This is a genomic window from Ferdinandcohnia sp. SAFN-114 (assembly GCF_059415045.1).
Map to the genome: position 1 here is coordinate 1 of NZ_JBPFDQ010000066.1, position 20,510 is coordinate 20,510.

19 protein-coding genes and 1 pseudogene are annotated in these 20,510 nt (G+C 37.0%); 12 read left to right on the forward strand and 8 right to left on the reverse strand.

The features are described 5' to 3' along the window. Nucleotides 1-71 precede the first annotated feature (71 nt). The 4 genes and pseudogenes from hemZ to ACR65M_RS18810 form a co-directional block, all read right to left on the reverse strand. Nucleotides 72-1,157: pseudogene (gene hemZ, locus ACR65M_RS18795) on the reverse strand (coproporphyrinogen dehydrogenase HemZ); the annotation flags it as partial. Between the two features lie 143 nt (nucleotides 1,158-1,300). Then, nucleotides 1,301-2,164 carry a Cof-type HAD-IIB family hydrolase gene (locus ACR65M_RS18800; protein WP_440274082.1) on the reverse strand — a complete coding sequence of 288 codons (864 nt, stop codon included), beginning with the start codon at nucleotides 2,162-2,164 and terminating at the stop codon, nucleotides 1,301-1,303. 178 nt (nucleotides 2,165-2,342) lie between these two features. Then, nucleotides 2,343-2,699 carry a YlbF/YmcA family competence regulator gene (locus ACR65M_RS18805; RefSeq protein ID WP_341332509.1) on the reverse strand — a complete coding sequence of 119 codons (357 nt, stop codon included), beginning with the start codon at nucleotides 2,697-2,699 and terminating at the stop codon, nucleotides 2,343-2,345. A gap of 147 nt (nucleotides 2,700-2,846) precedes the next feature. Beyond that, the gene (locus tag ACR65M_RS18810) at nucleotides 2,847-3,983 is read right to left on the reverse strand and encodes a DUF445 domain-containing protein (protein ID WP_341332510.1); all 1,137 of its coding nucleotides are present in this window, start codon (nucleotides 3,981-3,983) and stop codon (nucleotides 2,847-2,849) included. Nucleotides 3,984-4,389: 406 nt separating this feature from the next. On the opposite strand from ACR65M_RS18810, the gene ACR65M_RS18815 reads away from it, so the two are divergent. The 8 genes from ACR65M_RS18815 to ACR65M_RS18850 all read left to right on the forward strand — a co-directional run bounded on the left by ACR65M_RS18815 (nucleotide 4,390) and on the right by ACR65M_RS18850 (nucleotide 12,543). After that, nucleotides 4,390-5,766 carry a YheC/YheD family endospore coat-associated protein gene (locus ACR65M_RS18815; protein ID WP_341332511.1) on the forward strand — a complete coding sequence of 459 codons (1,377 nt, stop codon included), beginning with the start codon at nucleotides 4,390-4,392 and terminating at the stop codon, nucleotides 5,764-5,766. Between the two features lie 18 nt (nucleotides 5,767-5,784). After that, a complete protein-coding gene (locus ACR65M_RS18820; protein WP_341332512.1) occupies nucleotides 5,785-6,846 on the forward strand; it encodes a YheC/YheD family endospore coat-associated protein in 1,062 nt (353 codons plus the stop codon). 139 nt (nucleotides 6,847-6,985) lie between these two features. Then, nucleotides 6,986-8,344, forward strand: a complete 1,359-nt coding sequence (locus tag ACR65M_RS18825) for a YheC/YheD family endospore coat-associated protein (protein WP_341332513.1) — start codon at nucleotides 6,986-6,988, stop codon at nucleotides 8,342-8,344. Next, on the forward strand, nucleotides 8,341-9,525 hold the full coding sequence (locus ACR65M_RS18830) for a YheC/YheD family endospore coat-associated protein (RefSeq protein WP_440274083.1): 1,185 nt from the start codon (nucleotides 8,341-8,343) through the stop codon (nucleotides 9,523-9,525). The genes ACR65M_RS18825 and ACR65M_RS18830 overlap by 4 nt, the downstream gene beginning before the upstream one ends. A gap of 55 nt (nucleotides 9,526-9,580) precedes the next feature. Then, on the forward strand, nucleotides 9,581-9,793 hold the full coding sequence (locus tag ACR65M_RS18835; protein ID WP_121447110.1) for a DUF5342 family protein: 213 nt from the start codon (nucleotides 9,581-9,583) through the stop codon (nucleotides 9,791-9,793). A 375-nt stretch (nucleotides 9,794-10,168) separates the two neighbouring features. Next, nucleotides 10,169-10,354 carry a hypothetical protein gene (locus ACR65M_RS18840; RefSeq protein WP_341332515.1) on the forward strand — a complete coding sequence of 62 codons (186 nt, stop codon included), beginning with the start codon at nucleotides 10,169-10,171 and terminating at the stop codon, nucleotides 10,352-10,354. Nucleotides 10,355-10,427: 73 nt separating this feature from the next. Further along, nucleotides 10,428-11,336, forward strand: a complete 909-nt coding sequence (locus ACR65M_RS18845) for a PucR family transcriptional regulator (RefSeq protein ID WP_440274084.1) — start codon at nucleotides 10,428-10,430, stop codon at nucleotides 11,334-11,336. Between the two features lie 109 nt (nucleotides 11,337-11,445). Then, a complete protein-coding gene (locus ACR65M_RS18850; RefSeq protein ID WP_121447113.1) occupies nucleotides 11,446-12,543 on the forward strand; it encodes a sn-glycerol-3-phosphate ABC transporter ATP-binding protein UgpC in 1,098 nt (365 codons plus the stop codon). A gap of 55 nt (nucleotides 12,544-12,598) precedes the next feature. Here ACR65M_RS18850 and ACR65M_RS18855 read toward each other — a convergent pair whose 3' ends face one another. Then, the gene (locus ACR65M_RS18855) at nucleotides 12,599-12,841 is read right to left on the reverse strand and encodes a hypothetical protein (protein WP_440274085.1); all 243 of its coding nucleotides are present in this window, start codon (nucleotides 12,839-12,841) and stop codon (nucleotides 12,599-12,601) included. Between the two features lie 289 nt (nucleotides 12,842-13,130). Here ACR65M_RS18855 and ACR65M_RS18860 point away from each other — a divergent pair, with 289 nt between their 5' ends. The 3 genes from ACR65M_RS18860 to ACR65M_RS18870 all read left to right on the forward strand — a co-directional run bounded on the left by ACR65M_RS18860 (nucleotide 13,131) and on the right by ACR65M_RS18870 (nucleotide 14,123). Then, complete coding sequence (locus tag ACR65M_RS18860; protein WP_010283556.1) at nucleotides 13,131-13,340, forward strand: alpha/beta-type small acid-soluble spore protein; 210 nt, start codon at nucleotides 13,131-13,133, stop codon at nucleotides 13,338-13,340. A gap of 144 nt (nucleotides 13,341-13,484) precedes the next feature. Continuing rightward, nucleotides 13,485-13,703 (forward strand): DUF4025 domain-containing protein, encoded by a 219-nt coding sequence (locus ACR65M_RS18865; RefSeq protein WP_121447115.1) that lies wholly within the window; start codon nucleotides 13,485-13,487, stop codon nucleotides 13,701-13,703. A gap of 30 nt (nucleotides 13,704-13,733) precedes the next feature. Further along, nucleotides 13,734-14,123 (forward strand): hypothetical protein, encoded by a 390-nt coding sequence (locus tag ACR65M_RS18870; protein ID WP_341332518.1) that lies wholly within the window; start codon nucleotides 13,734-13,736, stop codon nucleotides 14,121-14,123. A 67-nt stretch (nucleotides 14,124-14,190) separates the two neighbouring features. Here the strand turns inward: ACR65M_RS18870 and ACR65M_RS18875 are convergent, their stop codons facing one another. Further along, on the reverse strand, nucleotides 14,191-15,459 hold the full coding sequence (locus tag ACR65M_RS18875; protein WP_341332519.1) for a hemolysin family protein: 1,269 nt from the start codon (nucleotides 15,457-15,459) through the stop codon (nucleotides 14,191-14,193). Between the two features lie 573 nt (nucleotides 15,460-16,032). Between ACR65M_RS18875 and ACR65M_RS18880 the strand changes: the two genes are divergently transcribed. Then, entirely contained in the window at nucleotides 16,033-16,416 is a 384-nt protein-coding gene (locus ACR65M_RS18880; protein ID WP_440274086.1) for a globin domain-containing protein, read from the forward strand. Between the two features lie 308 nt (nucleotides 16,417-16,724). Here ACR65M_RS18880 and ACR65M_RS18885 read toward each other — a convergent pair whose 3' ends face one another. Beyond that, nucleotides 16,725-18,740 (reverse strand): ABC transporter ATP-binding protein, encoded by a 2,016-nt coding sequence (locus ACR65M_RS18885; protein WP_440274087.1) that lies wholly within the window; start codon nucleotides 18,738-18,740, stop codon nucleotides 16,725-16,727. After that, nucleotides 18,737-20,494 (reverse strand): ABC transporter ATP-binding protein, encoded by a 1,758-nt coding sequence (locus ACR65M_RS18890; RefSeq protein ID WP_341332522.1) that lies wholly within the window; start codon nucleotides 20,492-20,494, stop codon nucleotides 18,737-18,739. Before ACR65M_RS18890 ends, ACR65M_RS18885 begins: the two co-directional genes overlap by 4 nt. Between the last annotated feature and the right edge of the window lie 16 nt (nucleotides 20,495-20,510).

The window sequence follows — 20,510 nt, forward strand, 5'->3', positions numbered from 1 at the left end:
TCAAATTAATGAAAAAGTGTTAAATTTAATATGGATAGGTGTTTTATATATGTCTCATTTGGCTAGGTCAGTTCAGGCATAAGCTTTTTTGTTTCTGAAAGGGTATAATTGAACTCTTCTACTCCTTCGCCCGGAAGGCCAATGATTAAGTCCATGTTGATATTGTTCATCCCCATATTTCGTGCAAGATGAAACTTTTCTACTGTTTCTTCAACCGTGTGATGACGGCCAATCGCTTTCAGTGTTTCCTGTATATAGGACTGAGGATTAATACTGATACGGTCAATATTCCACTTCTTTAGGACGTCTAGTTTTTCCGGTGTAATTGTGTCCGGTCTTCCCGCTTCAACTGTAATTTCACGAATGTTTTTCACATTTGGGAAGGATTGGTACATTTCTTCATACAGCATGTCCATCTCTTCTGCCGTGATACTTGTTGGAGTTCCGCCACCATAATATACGGTTGTAATATTAATGTGATTTTCCTTCAACCAACGCCCCATCTCACGCATCTCATAATGAAGTCCACCTAGGAAGGAATTAACCGAACCTTGTCTTCCATTGATCGCATAGGCAGGAAATGTACAATAGGCACATTTTGTTGGGCAGAAAGGAATCCCAATATAAATACTTACTTCGTTTTGTAGTTGATATAAATCAGGGACCATTGTGAGTTGGCGGTCAACAATTTGGAGCATTAATTCAAGTTTTTCATCTGTAATTAAGTAATCTTCTTTCAGCTCTTTGTGTGCTACCTCATGAGATTTTCCCTCTCGAACCTTTTTGTGTAACAGTTTTGTTGGACGCACGCCAGTAAGCATTCCCCATGGCTGAGTAATACCTGTAAAATCTTGCATCACCATTACATACACATGTGAGACTGCATTTTTAATCTTTTTAAATAGTTCTTTGTCATTCTCAAATGGAGGAAATTCCTTACGATAGCTTCCCTTAAATTCGTTCCCGGATTTGATGTCAGTCAGTTTGGCATATGTTGTTATGACAGGACTATTATATTCATATTGGAAGTCTATTAATAGCTCAGGATTATCTAACTCACTAATTGAGAGTTCACTTTCTTCATAAAAAAGATTCGTGATGAGCTGTAGTGGTCGTAAAAACCTGTCATCCCCGAGCCCTTTGAATAATATTCGCATAATTTGTATCACCTTTTCAAAAAAATACTTATTTAAGTGTACAGAATGTACCTTTTTTAATCAATATGAGAATTTTGGGTAGTTTTTGTTTCTGCATTCTCCCTATAAAAAAACCCCCACAAACCGTGGAGGCAAGCCCAACTCTATTTTTCAATCTTAATTTGTTTTAAGAAGTCAATTCTTTGCTGCTTACGGAAATGCTCTTTAATCATATAGGAGACGCCATTCATATTGTTGGACCGAGTCACCCAGTCAGCAGCAAATTTCACTTCCTTCGGTGCATTCCACATTGCAACCCCTAAGCCAGCAGATTCAATGATTTCAATATCATCTATTGAATCTCCAATAACAACTGCTTCATGCAAAGGAATATCTAAGTGATTAGCTAACGTTTTTAATCCATTAAGCTTAGAAACCCCAAAAGGAGTGATTTCTAGCTTATGTGGTTCTGTTAGATCCACTTGAATGTCATTGAAATGCTCAGTCACTGTTTCTCTAATTGCCCTCAGTTCATTTTCACTTTGTGAATAGACCTCAATCTTAGGTGGTGCAACAGGATTGTCTGTTAAATAATCCCCAAGCGAATCGACAAACTGCATTGGATAAAAGAGTGGATCACCAGAACCAAACATTGCTTTTGCGATTAAATTACCAGGGAATCTTACGCGATTGCCAATTGAAAACTTTTCATGTTGGAGGCGAATGCTACATTTAAAGTTTTCTAATACCTGGACAATATTAAATGTTTTCTCTTCTGAAATACGTTTTACATAAATAGGTTCATCAAGGTTATCACTGATGAATCCTCCATTATGCGTAATTAGCAATGAGTTCAGCTTTAATGCTTTTGCGATTTTTTTTGTCGATGGGAAGTGACGTCTTGTTATGAGAGTCACATAAACTTCCTTTGCACGGACGAAATCGATGGCTTCCTTTGTACCACTTTGAAGCCGACCGTTTGGACGTAGTAATGTGCCATCCACATTTATTGCTAGTAACCTATACATATGGCAGGTCCTCCTTCTCAGTTGGGCGTCCCCTATACATATGGTTATGAAAAAATGAAACTGATTAGAACAAAAGACTAATATAGAAAAATGGACGACAACATGTGAAACTTAATGTTTCACATATATGAGCAAAAAAAAGAACCCTCACCATATTGGCGTAGGTTCCAAAGAAGTCTTATTGTTGATCCATACTTCCGTATAATTCTTCAAGTGGTTTAAGCATGATTTGATTTAATTCGCCGATAACAACGCTCATTCGCTGCTCTGCTTCCATAAGTTTTGCAATTGTATCATGTTGTTGAACAAGTGCAACTTGTCTCTGAGCCTGTTCTACTTCTTCTTGTGAAATATCTTCACCCATCATTTGTTTTTGTTGAAGGGATAACTGAATATTTCGAAAGCTTTCAAATAATTTCTTCGCACCTTCGTCGTTATTCACTTGATCATATAAATGCTTTAGTTGTTTAAACTCATCACTCTCACGAATCGCCTTTTCAACACCATAAGCAACATCATATAAATTTACACCCATTTTACCTACCTCCTTTATCCAGATTTATTACGAGCAAAATGGTTCTTTTCCACTATAACAAACATTTCCATATAATTCACCCTCATCTAAAAAATAGAGTGGATATTTTAAGATATTCTATACAGAGCGATTTGCTTATGTTTATGTTTATTGTAGAAACTGTGCAATAATCCCTTGAAGAATTCCAATGATTCCACCTAGAAGTGCTCCTAAATAGGTAATCATCTTGAATTCTCGTTTAGAAATACCTAACACCATTTCCTCTAGTCGCTCTACAGAAAATGTTCCAACCTGATCCTTTACAATTTCCTCGAGCTTTAGGCTTTTCATCATTTTCTCAATACGATTTGCCACAAATTCGCCGGCCATCTCAATCCCTTTAGGAACTATCGTCTCAAGGATTCTTTCTTTGTAAGGTAGTAATACCTCATTTGCAGGAGTTTTAAGATACTTCTTAACAGGGAAGATGTTTAGAGACTGTTCCTTTAGGAATGAAAGAATTTTTTCTGACCCTACCTGCTCAACAATTATATTAACCTCCCAGGATTTTACCTTATTCCACTCTTTTTCAATCAAAGATTGTATAAGCTCCTTTGTCCCCGGGTTTGATAGAAATTTTATAATTTCAGGTTGGATCTTATCTATTAAGCTTGTGTTTCCTAAAAACATTTGTACCATATTTCCAAGCATTCCACGGGTCGATAGGAACTCATCGATCATTCTTTTTAGTCGAAGTTTCCCTTCCTCACTTTCGAAATACTCTATACCTTTTTCGGTTATATATTCCGCGACCGCTGGAAATCTTTTTTCGATAGTTGAAAGTAGCTCCTCAGGAATGACATTGCCTATTTCCTTTTGGCCCATTTCATGTAAAAGACTTTTAAATTTGGTTTCAATAAGGTTAGTTAGTTGCTCCTCTGCACGTTCATCAAGATTATATATCCCAACTTGTCCAGCAATCTCGACTAAATTTTTCTCAGTATCCAGCAGTTTAGAAACCTCTTCTTTCGCCCAACCTTCGATGTTGGCAACAAAACTTTCATCCAGTAACTTTTTCTTTAGACTTTCTGGAGTTAAAAGATGCTCTACCACGGTTCTTCCCATTTGCCTTGCTAACTCATCCCTACGCTTCGGGATTAATCCAGGAGTAAATGGAAGGCGTTTTCCACCAATATAGATGGCTTTATATGGCCGAAATAACATCTTAATGGCCAATGAATTCGTAACTCCTCCAATAATGGCTCCAATCACCATCATTAATACAATCATTAAAAAAACGTTCATACAGATCACCCTTTGTTAACTTAATATCAAATACACCAAGGCGGTATTTGCCCGATTTTTTTAGGCTCACACGCTGTGGGTCAAAAAGACGTTACCAAAGAACTTGGCATTTTTAGTCTTTGATCATATGCTCGGAAAATGTCCTTTTAAAAATCGTGGAATCCGCCGAAGGCTTAACTTTATTCTGCAAGGAATAATTTCCACTATATTGTTTACCCCAAACTATTTCATACCACTTATAGAAATAAAGGACTTCTACTGAATAAAGTTAATTTTTTTTCACAGTTTTTATTGTCTTTTCATACGATACGATATCAGACATTTGCCTATATATTGAAACAAAATTGTTTTTCACCTTATCAATTATAGTGTTTGAACGTCAAGTTACGCAAATGGGGTTATCATGATGACGAAAAAAATTCTTATCGAGGTGATTCCTGTTTCTGACGAGCAGGATTCCTTTTTACAAATAAAAATGAGTGACATCATTATTAAGAAGTTTGGCTTACAAAAGGAACAGACAATTGAATTATACTGTAACAGGAATAGTCTTATGGTAAATATCGTATCTATTAATGAGAGCGAGCCTGTCATTCAATGTCCAACTTTCATATTAAAAGAATTACAGCTTCCTCCTGAGAACTTTTCAATAACGTTATTCAAAAAAGCAAATGACAAACTAGAAATGGGTCCCGTTATCGGGCTATTAACGGAAGCAACAGAAAAAAACAACCAGGTATCATTTGGTTCAATCGGAGAGTTTTGCGAGGAAATTTCACTCTACGCAAGCGAAATCGGAGTGCTTTTCTACGTTTTTACCTTAAATACATTTTATGACCAAAAAGGGTACATCTTTATCGATGGAATATGGAAAAAATCTTCTGTTCCCTACCCTCATGTGGTTCACAATCGGATTCACTCACGCAAGCGAGAGCAACACTCGAGTTTTATCGATTTTACAAATGAACTGCAAATGAACAATATCCCATATTTTAATGATCATTTTCTGAATAAATGGGAAGTACACGAAATGCTATATGATAATGAGCATCTCCATTCATACCTACCTGATACCATGCTTTTAACAAATAAAGATGTTCTCTTTGAAATGCTTGAAAAATATCAATGTGTATTTGTAAAACCGGTCCATGGGAGCCAGGGGAGAAATATTTTTCGGATTCAAAAAACGGATGAAGATACGTATTTTTTAGATTATACAACGTTCTCAGGTGACATCGAGACGGTCCATCAAAGCTTCCCTTCCCTCTTTCAATCTTTATTCTCAAGGCTAAAACAGCATACTTTCATCGTTCAACAATGTATTCCGCTTCTTTCCTATAAAGAAAAGCCATTGGATTTTCGGGTACTTTGTCAAAAACAAGCCAGTGAAAAATGGCAACTAACCTCGATTGTTGCACGTGTATCTTCAAAGGATGAATTTGTTTCAAACCTGGCAAGAGGTGGAGAAATTCAAAAGGTCCACAGCGTCCTTCTCGAAAACTTTGAAATGAAAGAGATTCCGCATATTAAGAGATTAATAAGAGACTTAGCACTTGAAGTTGCTGAAATTATTGATGGAACAGCGGACGGATTATTTGCGGAGTTAGGGATTGACCTTGCTCTCGATGAAACTGGAAAGCCAACAATTATAGAGGTTAATACGAAACCATCAAAAAATCAGGAACAGGATAAATTATCTAACAAAATTCGCCCAAGCGCAAAAGCGCTTCTGCAGCATTGTCTCTTCCTTTCCAACCAACATGATCAATCAAAAATAGGATAAAAGAAAGGGGAGAATCTTGTGATTTCACTGGGATTTGTTACTCTTTATCCGAATCAGGAAAAAGGTTATGCAACGGAACTTGCTAAACGTGCGCCTGAATTCGGGATTCAACTATTCCGATTTACACCAACCTCTATCGAACCAGCCTCTGAAATGATTCAAGGAGAAAAATACAATGAGATTTCACATGCATGGGAAAAAAGCTTGTTTGAACTTCCAACATATTTATATGACCGCTGTTTCTACTCAGATGATGATGTCTCTAAGAAAAGTCAACCAATTATGAACTGGTTAAAAAGGAGGCCGGGCAATCTATTTCTAGGGCAAGGGCTGCCAAATAAATGGGAGATTTATAAAATTTTAAGTCAAGATGAGAAATTATCACCTTATATCCCTTCAACTGAACAAGCACTCTCCGCCTCTTCTATCCTTCGAACCCTAATGAAAAAACATCGACTTATTCTAAAACCAGAAAAAGGGTCGATGGGAAAAGGGATTATTGGTCTCTTTCTTCATCAGGATTATGTTGAAGCGATCTATAAAGATGCAAATCAACTAAAAAAGCAGCAGTTTAAAACAAGAGGGGAATTAAAAAAGTGGCTTGATAGTGTCATTTCTCACCAGCCCTATTTAACTCAAACCTATTTGCCTCTCCATGATGCAGACAACCGACCTTTTGATATTCGAATTCTTCTTCAAAAAAATGCGCAAGGGGTATGGATTGAACAAGGTCGTGGAATCCGCCTAGGATTGCGTGAGCATCTTATCTCAAATTTAGGTGGCGGTGGGGAAACTCATTCCTTTGAGAGTTGGACAGAAAAAATGTCTTTCAATCAAAGGCAATTACTCTCGGATAATATTCATACAATTATTAATAGGTTACCAGATGTTCTTGAAGGACATTTTAATCCCTTATTCGAACTTGGAGTTGATTTAGGTCTTACAAAGGACGGTGCCCTCTGGATATTAGATACAAATTCAAAACCAGGTAGAAAGGTAGTTATAGAAACGAGACCGGAACAAGAAGAAACTCTTTATACAACATTATTACAATATTGCACGTATCTACATTCTAATTAGAATAGCAAAAGGCGCACGCTATTCGCGACAAACATAAGTCGAGCGCTGACAGAAGGTGTCTTTTATCTTCAGAAGCGATTGGCTAGACCAGAGAGCCGTGGCGCATGAGGCTAGACACTTTAAAAAGGAGTTGTAATAAATGCGAACACCGCTTCCAATGAAAATTACGGAACAAGTAACAGGAACCGTGAATATTCCTAAAGCTTTCAAACTAAAAACACCAATCAAGCGTATCTTTTTTGGAACGTCCTCCTGTGAATGTAAGGTCGTTCAAACTGACCAACAGGAAATTAAAATTTCCCAGGATATTTTTAACAACTTAAAAATTCCTTATACAAGTACAACGCAAGTGATTATCCATGAGGATCATCTCTATATTGGTCCTTTGGTCGGAATTTTCACAGCTGGTTTTAGTGAGTCGATGATTCGCCCAATCGGGGAACGAACACTGTTTTTCGCAAAGCTATTGGCCCAAGAAAAAGCTGTCGGAGCATATGTATTTATTTTTGGTGCGAAACATATTGATTGGGATAAGGGTACCATTCATGGACTTTTTCATAGCCATAACGGCTGGGAAACGATTGAAATTCCATTTCCTAATGTTGTCTATGACCGTCTTCCAAACCGACGGACTGAAAAACATAAAACATTAAGTGAAATAAAACAACGTTTACATGATGAATACTTAATTCCATGGTTTAATCCTGGATTTTTTGATAAATGGGAAATCCATCAGTTATTAGAGGGTGATCACCGTGTCGCTACGTATTTACCTGAAACCCATAAAAGTCCGACCTTTTCACTAATTGAACGAATGCTTTCTAAATATCAGCATGTATACATTAAGCCAGCAAATGGAAGTCTTGGTTTAGGTATCTATCAAATTCTGTTTGATCGTGAAACGGATGAATATTATTGCAGATTTCGTGATACGGACGGAAAAAATCGTCTCCAACGTTTTACTTCCATTGAGTCATTTGTTAACACTCATTTCCGTAATAGACGATTGGAACATTATATTGTCCAACAAGGGATTCATTTAATTCGAAGTGATCATAAAACGATTGATTTTCGTATTCATACGAATAAAGATGAAAAAGGAAAATGGCAGGTTAGCGTGATGGCTGGAAAAATTGCAGGTCGCGGCAGTGTGACAACACATTTAAATAATGGTGGCGTGGTCCGAACACTTACTGAAATTTTTCCTGATGCCGAAGAATGCAAAAAAGTCACTGATTCACTAAGCCAGGCAGCCCTTTTATTAAGTGAAGTTATTGATTCTCGACAAAAAGGGCATATAGGGGAACTTGGTTTTGATTTAGGTATTGACAAGAATGGAAGTGTGTGGCTTTTCGAAGCGAATTCAAAGCCGGGGCGTTCGATTTTTTCTCATCCAAAGCTAAGAAAATACGATAAACTATCAAGCAGACTCCCACTACAATACGCTGTTTACTTAACAGAAACGACGATTAAAGCCCCTGAGGAAGTGTTCAGATGAGCACCATTTACTATCACACCGTAAAACAGGAATGGTATCAATGCGAGGAGGAGAATGGGCTTTATATCGGAACGGAAAATACAATCATTTCTTATGTTGGGAGCAGGCAGGAGCATTCGCTCCCTTTTTCTGTTTCGAAAAGTGGAAAGCGTGTTGGACCATTGATTGGGATTCTTACCGGTTCTTCCAAGGACAATTCCTTTGTTGGAAATCTCAAAGATTTAAAAAGAATTCTTTCATCCTTACAGTCCGAAGGGGCCTTAGGAATCGTTATGACACCAAATTCTTTACAGGAACATTCAGTTGAATGCTTTACCTTTTACCAACCCATACAAAAATGGATCAAACTCCGGACACCCCTTCCTGACGTTGTGTATAATCGTGTTCCTTATCGTCACATGGAGAAATCAAAGCATTTTATTGATATCGTTTCTTTTTTTAGAACAAATGGTATTCCCTTTTTTAACCCGTTCTTTTTTTCAAAATGGTCTGTTTATCAAATTTTACGAAAGAATAAATTTGTTTCATCATTTCTTCCGGATACTCTACTTCTTAAACAAGAAAGCGACCTTAAACAAATGATAACAAAACATCAGGATCTCTATATTAAAAGTTCAACTGGTCATAAGGGTATTGGCCTTTACCGAATAAGAAAAAGGAAAAGTCTTTTTATTGTTGAAACACCAAACGAAAAACAAAGCTATTCATCCCTTGCCTCATTTTGGGAGAAAATTGAAGAATCGTTTATACAAGAGGAATATCTATTGCAAAAGGCCATTCAGGCTGACACTTTTAAAGGCAAGCGGTACGACCTACGTCTATTATGTCATTATGACGAAAGTGGGTATATCATTAGCGGTATTGGAGTACGAGTTGCGGGTGAGAATGGGGTAACCACACATGTTCCAAATGGCGGGGCAATCATTCCGTATGAATCGGTATCCAGCCGTTTTAATGAAGCCATTTTACAAAAACTTGTTTTTGAGATTGGAAAAGAGCTTACAGAGCAAATTGACCAATTTATCGGGGAATTCTCAATTGACCTTGGACGTTCCGTTGATGGCGAAATTTATATTTATGAAATCAATTCAAAACCAATGGTATTTGACGAGACTTATATTCGTGAGAAAGGGCTTGAAAATTTAACCAAACTCCTTATAATGAAAGGGACAAAAGTGTAAGCGTATTAAACTGTTTTTACTAATCCTTCAAATACTACCTAAGGAGAACTTATTGATGATCTCACATTTTCAGTGGAAACCTCTTTATCATAGCAGTAAAATTCCTGGCTGGAGTTTTTCTTTCTATTATCAAGGAACGAAATATAATGGAAACTATAATAAGGATGGTAGCATCGATTGGCACGGCAATCATCCTGATTTAAAAGTAATAAATGATATAACCAAACAAATTCATGAATTAATGCTTTTTCATGTTTATGATAATTAACAGGATATTCTATTCACCTCCTTCACAGACTAAGACTACAATTGCGTGTTCAAAAAGGAGGATGAAAAGGACCACGTCGACAAAAACGCCACGGCCTCATGTCTTGTGACACTAGCACGTCCTGTGTGTCGAAGGTTCAAGGCGGTGCAGTTTTGAGTAGCAGAACGTATGTAGTTAATACGTGAGCAGATGTTCTAGCACGTAGGAAAAGTGATTTTCTTTTCCAAGGAACGGAAAAACAAGCCAACGAGCTTCCACAGAATGTGGTGACTTCGACGTTCGACACAGGATGTGTCGGTACTTAGTAGAAGATCCGATATCGATGTGTCATTTTCACCGGACTTTTTGAACATCCGCTATAAAGGAGGTTTTTATATGGAAAACAAAGGAAAAGAGCGCGAAGACCTTCAATATGAAGGTAAAGATGAGGTATTCATGGATGTCGATCGCTTCATAAACGAAGGGATGGCTGGTGGAAGTGTCTATCGCTTTCATGATCAAACCAATATAGAAGAAGCTCGCGATTTTGTAGAGGAAGAACCACCGAAAGAAATTGAATAGCAGTTATACAGACTTTCTCCTTCTGTTATAATGGAAGGAGATTTTTTATGTTCGATATAAGGAGTTATTTTACATGATTGAAAATCTAAAGAATCACTATAAGGATGCGTTTGTAACGTCCGAATCGCCATATAATACAGAGAAATATATGTGGTTTCTAACAGATTCTGGACCTTTGTTTGGGATAAAAAAGGAGCAACTTTCGCCAAAAGAGGCCTCCCTTCTGTCTTCCCTTTTTACACCGTATGGTACACATAAAAATGATATGACGGATACTCAGGCGTTCTGGTATAACCTTTTGTTTTTGCAACAAGGAAACATTTCTTCAAATCAAATGTCTTTTACACAATGCCGATTTATTCAATTCTATGCTGACCAACCTATTACCGACAAACTTGAATTCCAGGAAGCCATACAAGCGCTTTTACCACGGGATACAATCTTCTTATGGGAAAATGACTCGAGTGGGGTTCTAATTGAAACAAGAAATGAAGAAATGATTGAGGAAGTCATTTATGATGAAATTACTGTTACATTAACTAGTGATTTCTATACGGATATGAATTTATTCATTGGACAAACCCATCCCCTCACTGACAATCTCGGTTCGCTTTTTCAAAATGAAAGGGAATGGTTTCGTAAAGGGATGCACTTTTTACATAAACAGAAAGTCTACCGACTTCATGATGTTTTGCCATTTATACTGTTAGAAGGATTGGATAGAAGTTTTCGAAATCAACTTAAAAATATAATTCCCGAGGAACTTCAGGGCGATCATGAATTACTTGAGACAATCAAGGTTTTCTTTGAAAGTGATTTAAACGTATCCAATGCAGCTAAACGTTTATATATGCACCGGAATAGCTTGCAGTATCGTATTGAGAAATTCATCGAAAAGTCGGGAGTCGATATAAAGCATTTTCATGGTGCAGTTACGACGTACTTAGCAATTCTAGAATTAGAGCACTATTCAGATTTGTAGACATGCACGAAAACCCTTTCAAAGTTTTGTGCAATTTATACATTTACGATTTTGACCTCTCTAAAGTAAACTTTAACTATCGAAAACGTTTACACTAGGAGGAGAAACAATGGCTGAATTAGTATTAGACCATATTTACAAAGTATATGACAATAAAGTAACAGCAGTAGAAGATTTTAACCTTCATATTCAAGATAAAGAATTCATCGTATTCGTAGGTCCATCTGGTTGTGGTAAATCTACAACTTTACGTATGATTGCAGGATTAGAAGAAATTTCCCAAGGTGATTTCTTCATTGATGATAAACGTGTGAATGATGTTGCTCCGAAAGACCGTGACATCGCGATGGTATTCCAAAACTATGCATTATATCCACATATGAGTGTATATGATAACATGGCTTTCGGATTAAAGCTTCGTAAGTTCCCTAAAGACGAAATTGATCGTCGTGTGAAAGAAGCAGCAAAAATTCTTGGCCTAGAAGAATACTTAACGCGTAAGCCAAAAGCTTTATCAGGTGGTCAACGTCAGCGTGTTGCGTTAGGCCGTGCGATTGTTCGTGACGCAAAGGTATTCTTAATGGATGAGCCTTTATCAAACCTTGATGCAAAGCTTCGTGTACAAATGCGTGCTGAAATTTCTAAACTTCACCAACGTCTGCAAACAACTACTATTTACGTAACGCATGACCAAACTGAAGCGATGACAATGGCTACTCGTCTTGTTGTTATGAAAGATGGTATTATTCAACAAGTCGGTGCACCAAAAGATGTTTATGATAACCCTGAAAACGTATTCGTTGCTGGTTTCATTGGATCCCCTGCGATGAACTTCTTCCCAGGTACTTTAAAAGATGGTACATTTACCATCGGCAATGTAAACATTGCTGTTCCTGAAGGTAAAATGAAAGTTCTTCGTGAGCAAGGCTATGTAAACAAAGACATCATCCTTGGTATTCGTCCTGAGGACATCCATGATGAGCCTGTATTCATCGAGTCTTCTCAAGGATCTAAAATTAATGCACTTATTGAAGTATCTGAATTAACTGGTGCAGAAACAATGCTTTATTCACAACTTGGGAATACGGATTTCGTTGCACGTGTAGATTCTCGTACACAAGCAAAACCAGGTGAAACAATCGAACTTGCATTTGATATGAACAAATGCCATTTCTTCGATGCTGAGTCAGAAAAAAGAATTCGCTAATTTGAAAATAGAAAGTCGCCCACTTGGGCGACTTTTTTACATTCATGCAGATTTGCTATTCTTTAATTAGGATCGTTTCTTGGTTGTTACAGTTTGGACAATAAAACAAATGAGCACATTCATTATTTTGTAAAGTTGTCTCTATCCCATCTATTTTCTTCATGGAATCTATCTGCATATAAGCACTGTAGGGACCAAAATAATCAATAATACGTCCTGAATCCTCTAAGGAATTCCCACATTGTGCACATGAGAAGCTAGCATTGTTAAAGCCATTACATAATGGACAAATTGGCATGGTCTTCTCTCCTATATTCTTAATTACTTACCGATAGTTTTTGACGAAACAATACTGTTATGCTTTCTTTTTCATAGGAATTATTTGGTAGATAAATTCTAGAATATATTCTTCTCTTCGTCACATAATACTTAGTACAAACACAGCAACAGCAACTCACCAAGCAACACCGAAACATCTTTAAACAGTTTTTACTCGGGTTAGCCTAGAGGCTAAGGAAACCCTTATATCTGGTGCAATTCCGGAGTAACCCACCAAATAAAAATCAGTTTAAGGAGATGAAGGAAAAATGGCAAACAACAATAGCAACAACAGTAACCAATTATTAGTACCAGGTGCAGAACAAGCTATCGACCAAATGAAGTATGAAATTGCTCAAGAATTTGGTGTTAACTTAGGTGCTGACACTACATCTCGCGCAAACGGATCAGTTGGTGGAGAAATTACAAAACGTTTAGTATCTTTCGCTCAACAATCTATGAGTGGTCGTCAAGGTTAATAAAAAATTAAATATTATGGCTTAAGAGGCACCCTTTAAGGGTGTCTCTTGTTTTATATAAGGTTTCCAACTTTTGACTTGATTTATTAAATATTGTTGTTGAGATACTAAGAAAGAAGATATTATTTTTAGGAGGAATTCGCTTTGAAGGATAACGTACAAAACAATACGAATGAATTAGCTGCAAGACATTATCAACCAGAAGATTACGGTAAGAATGATCAATTATCACAAGGATTAGCTACAACACATGAACAAGTAAGTGATTCTTATATGGAAGGCGAGATTACAGCCCCTTACAATAGCACGAATGAAAAAAAGGCTGAATCATCAAATGAAGGCTATCAGGATTACTACTCATAAGACTAGAAATCCCTATAGGAGAGATCCACATTGAGTGAAGTAAATCAAATTATTCGAGACATAACAACAAAGGCTAAAGATACATTGACAACAACATCACAAATGGTAAAAGAAAAAATAAACACTGTTTTGAATCGGCCAATGTCAACGATAGATGAACTTGCCAAGTATATTTCTACGCACCCAGACACCCGTTTTGATGTCAAAGAATTTCTTGGATTCCAGTATCATTTTTATCATCTAGAAATTGCAGATACTACCTTTTATCTAGAGACAAAAGGTGATCATGGCGACTACATTCTTGACCTTGCCGTGACTTCACCTGAAGGTACACTTTTTGAATATCACTCGTTTGAGAAGAAATATGGCGTTGATGACAAAGTCCCCATCCCACAGACTGTGGCTAGTATTATCCAATAAAGTACAAAGGGACGGTTCTACAGGTTTCCACTTTTATGAAAACCAGAAGAACCGTCCCCTGAATATGTTAATTTTCGATATCTAATATAGGTTGATTTACTTCTACGAAAGCCTTTCTAATCCTGCGGTTTTCAACCTCAGTAACTTTTATTGTGAGATGCAAATAGTCAAACGTATCTCCGACAACTGGAATTTTTTCAAATGATTCAAAAATCCAACCACCTACTGAATAGTGTGAGCTTTCAGGCTCCTCAATTCCAATGATATCGGAAAAATCGTCAAGTGGCATATCTGCATTTATTTCATAAGTATTTTCATCTATTTGTGTAAAATATTTAATCTTTTCATCATGTTCATCCCAAATTTCTCCAACAATTTCCTCTATAATGTCCTCTAGCGTAATTAAACCGGAGGTACCACCAAATTCATCCACAACAATTGCTAGATGTGTTTTACTTTTTTGAAGTTCAGGTAGTAGTGTAGAAATTTTCATCGATTCAACAACAAAGAATGGTTTGCGAATAATTGAACGGATATTAATGTTCTTTTGTTGAACAAGAAGACTTAAAAATTCACGTTCTGATAAAATTCCAATTATATTATCTATGTTGTCCTCATAAACCGGTACACGTGAAAAGCGTTCCTCTAAGAACATATCTCTAATATTTTCTATCGAATCATTGACTTCAACGGCAATCATGTCAATGCGGGGTGTCAATATTTCTCCGACTAAAATATCATTAAAGTCGAGTGATCGATGCACTAATTCTTTTTCTTTATTGTCAATAACTCCTTCTTCCTCACTTAAATCAACCATTACTTTGATTTCTTCTTCTGTAAAGGACGGAGTCTCATTATTACTTTTGATGAGTTTAGCTGCCAATGCTTTTAATAGTCCAAATAAATATGTAATTGGTGTCAGAATTTTCATTAATGTAAATAATATACCGGAGACTCTTAATGAGAAGCTTTCCGCATTTTCTTTTGCAAATGATTTTGGAAGAACCTCCCCAAATATTAAAATAAGTAATGTCATCACAAATGTACTGATAACAAGTCCCGTATTCCCACCAAAGAGATCGGTTGCTACTTTTGAGGCGATTGATGCAGCAGCAATATTTACGATATTATTTCCAACTAAAATTGTTGAAAGGGCGTTATCAAAGTTCTCCGTAATAAAAAATGCTTTCTTACTTCCGCGTCGCTTTTCATCCACATAATTCTTCAGTCTTATTCGATTAACACTTGAATAAGCCGTTTCACTTGCTGAGAAAAACGCTGATAACATGATAAGAATGAGTAACAAAATAATGGTACTCAGTGGCAAATCGTCCACGTAATTTTCACACTCCTAATTGTAATTACCTTTGTATTTGTTTAAGATAAAACAAAGGTATTTGTTAAATGATAATACAAATTCTTCCGGTTATTTTTATAATAGCAAACATTCTTTTATATGGGAATCATTATATCTAATCAAATTCGCCTTGGCGTATTTGCGCCCGATTTTAGTCCCACAGGAAGTGGGTCATAAAGACGTTGCCACAGGATGTGGCGTTTTTAGTCTTTGAACTTACTGCGAGATACAGTGAAACTTCAATCGGTGAAATTTTTTCTACCGATTGTTAGTTGAACCAATCGGGCATTTACTGGTATTTGCCCTCCATGAGGGCTTAGTACCAGTAAATGCGGGAAAAATTACCTTTGAAAAATCGTGGCATCCGCCGGAGGCTCTAACTTTATTCAGTCTAGGTTTAAACACTCAACTGAATTGTTAAGTTTTTTGCATTAATACTTTCCTATATAAGTAGGAGCTTAACTGAATAAAGTCAGTTGTGATTCAAATCACACCATTGTGTTTTTAGTATTGATATAGTACTAATAAAGAAAAATTAGCGGCGGTGATAATATGGACTTCAGACTTAATACATTATATGAAGAGATTGGTGGCGCAGAAGCCATTCATGATTTAGTCAATGCATTTTATCCAAAGGTTTATGCAAATCCAGATTTAGCTCCTTTATTCGAAGGGGATATTGAAGAAATTAAACGTAAGCAATATATGTTCTTAACCCAGTTTCTAGGTGGACCAACATTGTATAGTAATGAATTTGGACCTCCAGCCATGAGATATCGTCATATGCCTTTTGAAATCACACCAACTCGAGCAAATGCTTGGCTACGTTGCATGAAAGAAGCATTCGAGGAAACAGAACTTACCGGTGAGGTAGCAGATGCCTTCTATGCTAGACTTCAACAAGTAGCGGGCATCATGGTAAATACACCAGACTAAAAAGAAAAATGGAAGGCGCGCGGCTTTAGTAGGGAAGCTTAAGTCAAGCGCTGACATATTGTGCCTTTTTTTCTTCCAAACAAAAAAATCCACGAAAACCGTGGATTTTTTTATGATTCAATCAATATTGCACCGATAAAGAATACTAAAACTAATGCTGCAGCAATATTAAATGTAATTGATAATTCTTCCATATTGACTCCCCCATTATCTTTAGATGATTTTATAGTATCATCTAATGTGGAAAAGTCAGGCTTATTTTATGGCGGATTCTTGTCAAAGGAATGAACATTTTCTGACTCCTTTTCTTAGCCAGCAATTGAATTTTTACCTTGCTGCAGTTGATACATTTGATAGTACTTCCCTTTCCTTTGCATCAGTTCATCATGGTTTCCTTGCTCAACGATTTGGCCTCGATCAAGTACGAGAATTTGATCCGCATTTTTTATCGTCGACAAGCGATGAGCAATAATGAAGGTTGTTCGTCCCTTCTTTAATACCTCTAACGCATCTTGGATAATTGCCTCTGTTTCAGTATCAATACTTGCCGTGGCTTCATCAAGAATGAGGATTGCAGGGTCGAAGGCAAGTGCTCGCGCGAAGGAAATAAGCTGTCTTTGTCCTGATGACAATGTACTTCCTTTCTCGATCACAGGCTCATCGTATCCTTTAGGCAAGCTTTTCAGCAGTTGGTCTGCCCCAACATCCTTCAATGCCTTTTCAACCTTTTCTCTTGATATTGAAGGGTCATCTAGACTCACATTCGTTGCAATCGTACCAGTAAAAAGGTAAGGATCCTGCAACACAATTCCCATGTGCTTACGCAGTTGCTGTTTCGGAATATCATTTATATTTTTCCCGTCAATCAATATTTGTCCATCCTTAATATCATAAAAGCGGAACAGTAAATTCATGATTGAGCTCTTTCCAGAACCTGTATGACCAACAAGCGCTACGGTCTCTCCTTGCATTGCTTCAAAGGAGATATCTTTTAAAACATATTCCCCTTCTTTGTAACCAAAATTAACATGATTAAACTCAACATTTCCTTTGTAGCGAGGTAGTTTCTCCTCATTTACATCGACACCTTCTAAGTCGAGAAGCGTAAAGACCCGTTCACCCGCTACTAATGATTGTTCTAAAATCGCCAATTGGTTGACCATTCCAGTAATTGGCTGAAAGAGTCGATTCAAATAATCAACAAAAGCATATAAGACACCTAAAGAAATAACGCTGTTTGCAGACAAAGATGCTCCTCCAAAATACCAGATTAATGCTACGAATGATACATTTCGGAGAACCCCAACAAGATTGAAAGAAGTTAAAGCGTTTAAACTTAGTAGCTTATTTTGATAAGAAAAATGTTTCTCATTAAGCTCTTCAAATTCCTTTCGGGATTCTTCCTGCCTTTTAAATGCCTGGATAATAGTCATCCCTTGAATGGATTCGTTGATCATTCCATTGATTTCACTTAACAGTGAGCGAATCTTATGATTATACTTTGAAGCATATTTCCGGTAGACCTTAATCCAAATAACTAAGATTGGAACAAGGATTAAACAAATTAGAGCAAGCTTTACCTCTAATAAAAATAACGCGATAAATATCCCAGTGATGTAAATAATACTTGAGAAAAAATTAGCTAAAACAGTTACATACAGTTCTCGTATTGCTTCCGTATCATTTGTGATTCTTGAAACCACTTTACCAGCTGGCAATTTATCAAAATACTGTATCGGTAACCGCTGTATTTGCGCAAATACATCCTGGCGCATCTTTTGAATAATACGATTTGAGGATGTCTGCAATAAAAAGCGTTGCCCAAAGTGAAAAATGGATGCAACTACTAAGAGACCGAAATAGGCCACAATTAATTTAATGAGCTTTGGAATCTCAGGTCGATAAAATGCGAACAACTCATCAACGGATAATTTTGATGCAGGGTATACTAGTGTTTCACCATTTCTTCTAATTTCAAGATTCCCGTTTTTTACTGTTCGTTCCCCATCAAACTCGATTGGCCTATCCACAAAATAATAAGAACGGCCAACCTGTAAAATACGTGATTCGGCACCCTTATCCTCACCCTCTGAGAAATTATCAGAGCGTTTATACCAAGTATTGTTGTATTCTACAGCATCCATGCTTTCAGTCGTTACATACCATTTATTCTCGATTCCCAAAATATGGTCATCTATCATGGTCTTTGCAATGAATGGACCCGTTAATTCAGCTGCTACTGCGAGCGACAGCATTAATAGTGCTGAAATTATCATTTTCTTATAAAGGAGTGCATAAGATACGAGACGTTTTCCTACGTTCATGCTGTCACCCCATTTTCTGTTAGTTCCTCTACCTGTTGTCGGTCAAATTGTTCTTTGTACCAACCGTTCATGGCTAATAGCTGTAAGTGAGTTCCCTCTTCAATTATTCGACCATCCTCTAGTACAACAATCCAATCCGCGTGCTCTACGGCAGATAATCTGTGAGTCGTTATAATAGTTGTTTTACCTGCACGCTCTTTTCGAATATTCTCAATGATTTTAGTTTCAGTTTTCGCATCAACTGCTGATAATGAATCGTCTAAAATAAGAATTTCCGGATTAATGAGTAAAGCACGTGCTATTGAGATTCTTTGCTTTTGCCCACCTGATAACGCTACCCCTTTTTCACCTACAAGGGTCTGCAAACCTTCTGGTAGCATTGTTAAATCTTTGCTAAAAGCTGCAAGTTCAATCGCCTTTTCAAGCTCATCATTTGTTGCATCTTTATTGCCAAATAGGATATTCTCACGAACTGATCGCGAAAATAAAATATGGTCTTGCGGTACATAACCAATCCAACCGTGAAGTGTCTCCATTGGAATGCGGTCAATTGGTGTTCCGGAAATCATAAGTTCTCCTTTGCCAACAGGATACTCACGAAGCAACTGCTTTACAAATGTTGTCTTCCCGCTTCCTGTTTTACCTACAACCCCTAAAGTGCCCCCCTTATTTATAGTAAGATTAACATCTTCAAGGTTTTTCACTGTTGATGTAGGGTATTGGAAAGTCACCTTATGAAATTCGATTTGTTCAGGCAACTTGATTTCTATTGTATTTTTGTGATTTGCAACATCTGGCTGATAGGCTAGTGTTTCATTCACACGGTCGAGTGATGCATTTCCCCGCTGCATGATGTTGATGAGTTCACCAATTGCTAACATCGGCCAAATCATCATTCCAAGATATACGTTGAAAGAAACCAGTTCCCCAAGGGTAATTACATTATGAAATACGAGATAGGCCCCATATCCAAGGCCAATTAAATAACTTAATCCCACCAATATCTTCATTGTTGGATCAAACAAAGCATCAATTTTTGCTACCTTAATATTTTTTCGAAAAACATCTTCAGTCAAATGACTGAAACGTTGTTCATCCGCCTTTTCTTGGACATACGCACGAATTACACGAATTCCTGCAATCGATTCGAGTACTTGGTCATTCAAGGTCCCGAATGAGTCCTGTGCTTCCATAAACCGTTGATGAATTTTCTTTCCGTAAATATTCATAATGATCGCCATAATCGGAAGAGGAATCAGTGCAGCAAATGTTAGCTTCCAGCTTATTAAAAATCCCATCGTAAGAAGAATGGTCAGCATAAATATACTGGAATCGACTAAAGTTAAAATCCCAAACCCGGCTGTTTGAGAAACAGATTTTAAGTCATTCGTTGCACGAGCCATCAAATCACCGGTTCGATTTTTCTCATAAAAACTAGGCTTCATGATTAGCAAATGCCTCATAAATCGCCCTCTCAAGATTCTCTCAACGAGATAGGCACCGCCAAATAATTGATACATCCAAATATAAGTGATTCCGTAAATAACAATTGCTAAAGCTGCTAAGAATAATAGATATTGGACTATTTTTTCTGAGGTTAGTGTTCCGATATGAATTTCATCAATCGCAAGACCTATTATCTTTGGAGGTATGATTTCTAAAATACCTACTATTGTTAACAATATAATTGCAACAGTGTATCTTTTCCAATATTGTTTAAAAAACCATCTTAATTTTCCTAAAACTGAAAACATATGTGTCCTCTCCCTT

Coding starts and splice junctions, on each gene's coding strand:
- ACR65M_RS18810 (WP_341332510.1), bottom strand. CDS start 3,983: ATGAACGTTTTTTTAATGATTGTATTAATGATGGTGATTGGAGCCATT.
- ACR65M_RS18835 (WP_121447110.1), top strand. CDS start 9,581: ATGATCTCACATTTTCAGTGGAAACCTCTTTATCATAGCAGTAAAATT.
- ACR65M_RS18855 (WP_440274085.1), bottom strand. CDS start 12,841: ATGCCAATTTGTCCATTATGTAATGGCTTTAACAATGCTAGCTTCTCA.
- ACR65M_RS18800 (WP_440274082.1), bottom strand. CDS start 2,164: ATGTATAGGTTACTAGCAATAAATGTGGATGGCACATTACTACGTCCA.
- ACR65M_RS18885 (WP_440274087.1), bottom strand. CDS start 18,740: ATGAACGTAGGAAAACGTCTCGTATCTTATGCACTCCTTTATAAGAAA.
- ACR65M_RS18845 (WP_440274084.1), top strand. CDS start 10,428: ATGATTGAAAATCTAAAGAATCACTATAAGGATGCGTTTGTAACGTCC.
- ACR65M_RS18805 (WP_341332509.1), bottom strand. CDS start 2,699: ATGGGTGTAAATTTATATGATGTTGCTTATGGTGTTGAAAAGGCGATT.
- ACR65M_RS18880 (WP_440274086.1), top strand. CDS start 16,033: ATGGACTTCAGACTTAATACATTATATGAAGAGATTGGTGGCGCAGAA.
- ACR65M_RS18850 (WP_121447113.1), top strand. CDS start 11,446: ATGGCTGAATTAGTATTAGACCATATTTACAAAGTATATGACAATAAA.
- ACR65M_RS18840 (WP_341332515.1), top strand. CDS start 10,169: ATGGAAAACAAAGGAAAAGAGCGCGAAGACCTTCAATATGAAGGTAAA.
- ACR65M_RS18890 (WP_341332522.1), bottom strand. CDS start 20,494: ATGTTTTCAGTTTTAGGAAAATTAAGATGGTTTTTTAAACAATATTGG.
- ACR65M_RS18825 (WP_341332513.1), top strand. CDS start 6,986: ATGCGAACACCGCTTCCAATGAAAATTACGGAACAAGTAACAGGAACC.
- ACR65M_RS18815 (WP_341332511.1), top strand. CDS start 4,390: ATGACGAAAAAAATTCTTATCGAGGTGATTCCTGTTTCTGACGAGCAG.
- ACR65M_RS18860 (WP_010283556.1), top strand. CDS start 13,131: ATGGCAAACAACAATAGCAACAACAGTAACCAATTATTAGTACCAGGT.
- ACR65M_RS18830 (WP_440274083.1), top strand. CDS start 8,341: ATGAGCACCATTTACTATCACACCGTAAAACAGGAATGGTATCAATGC.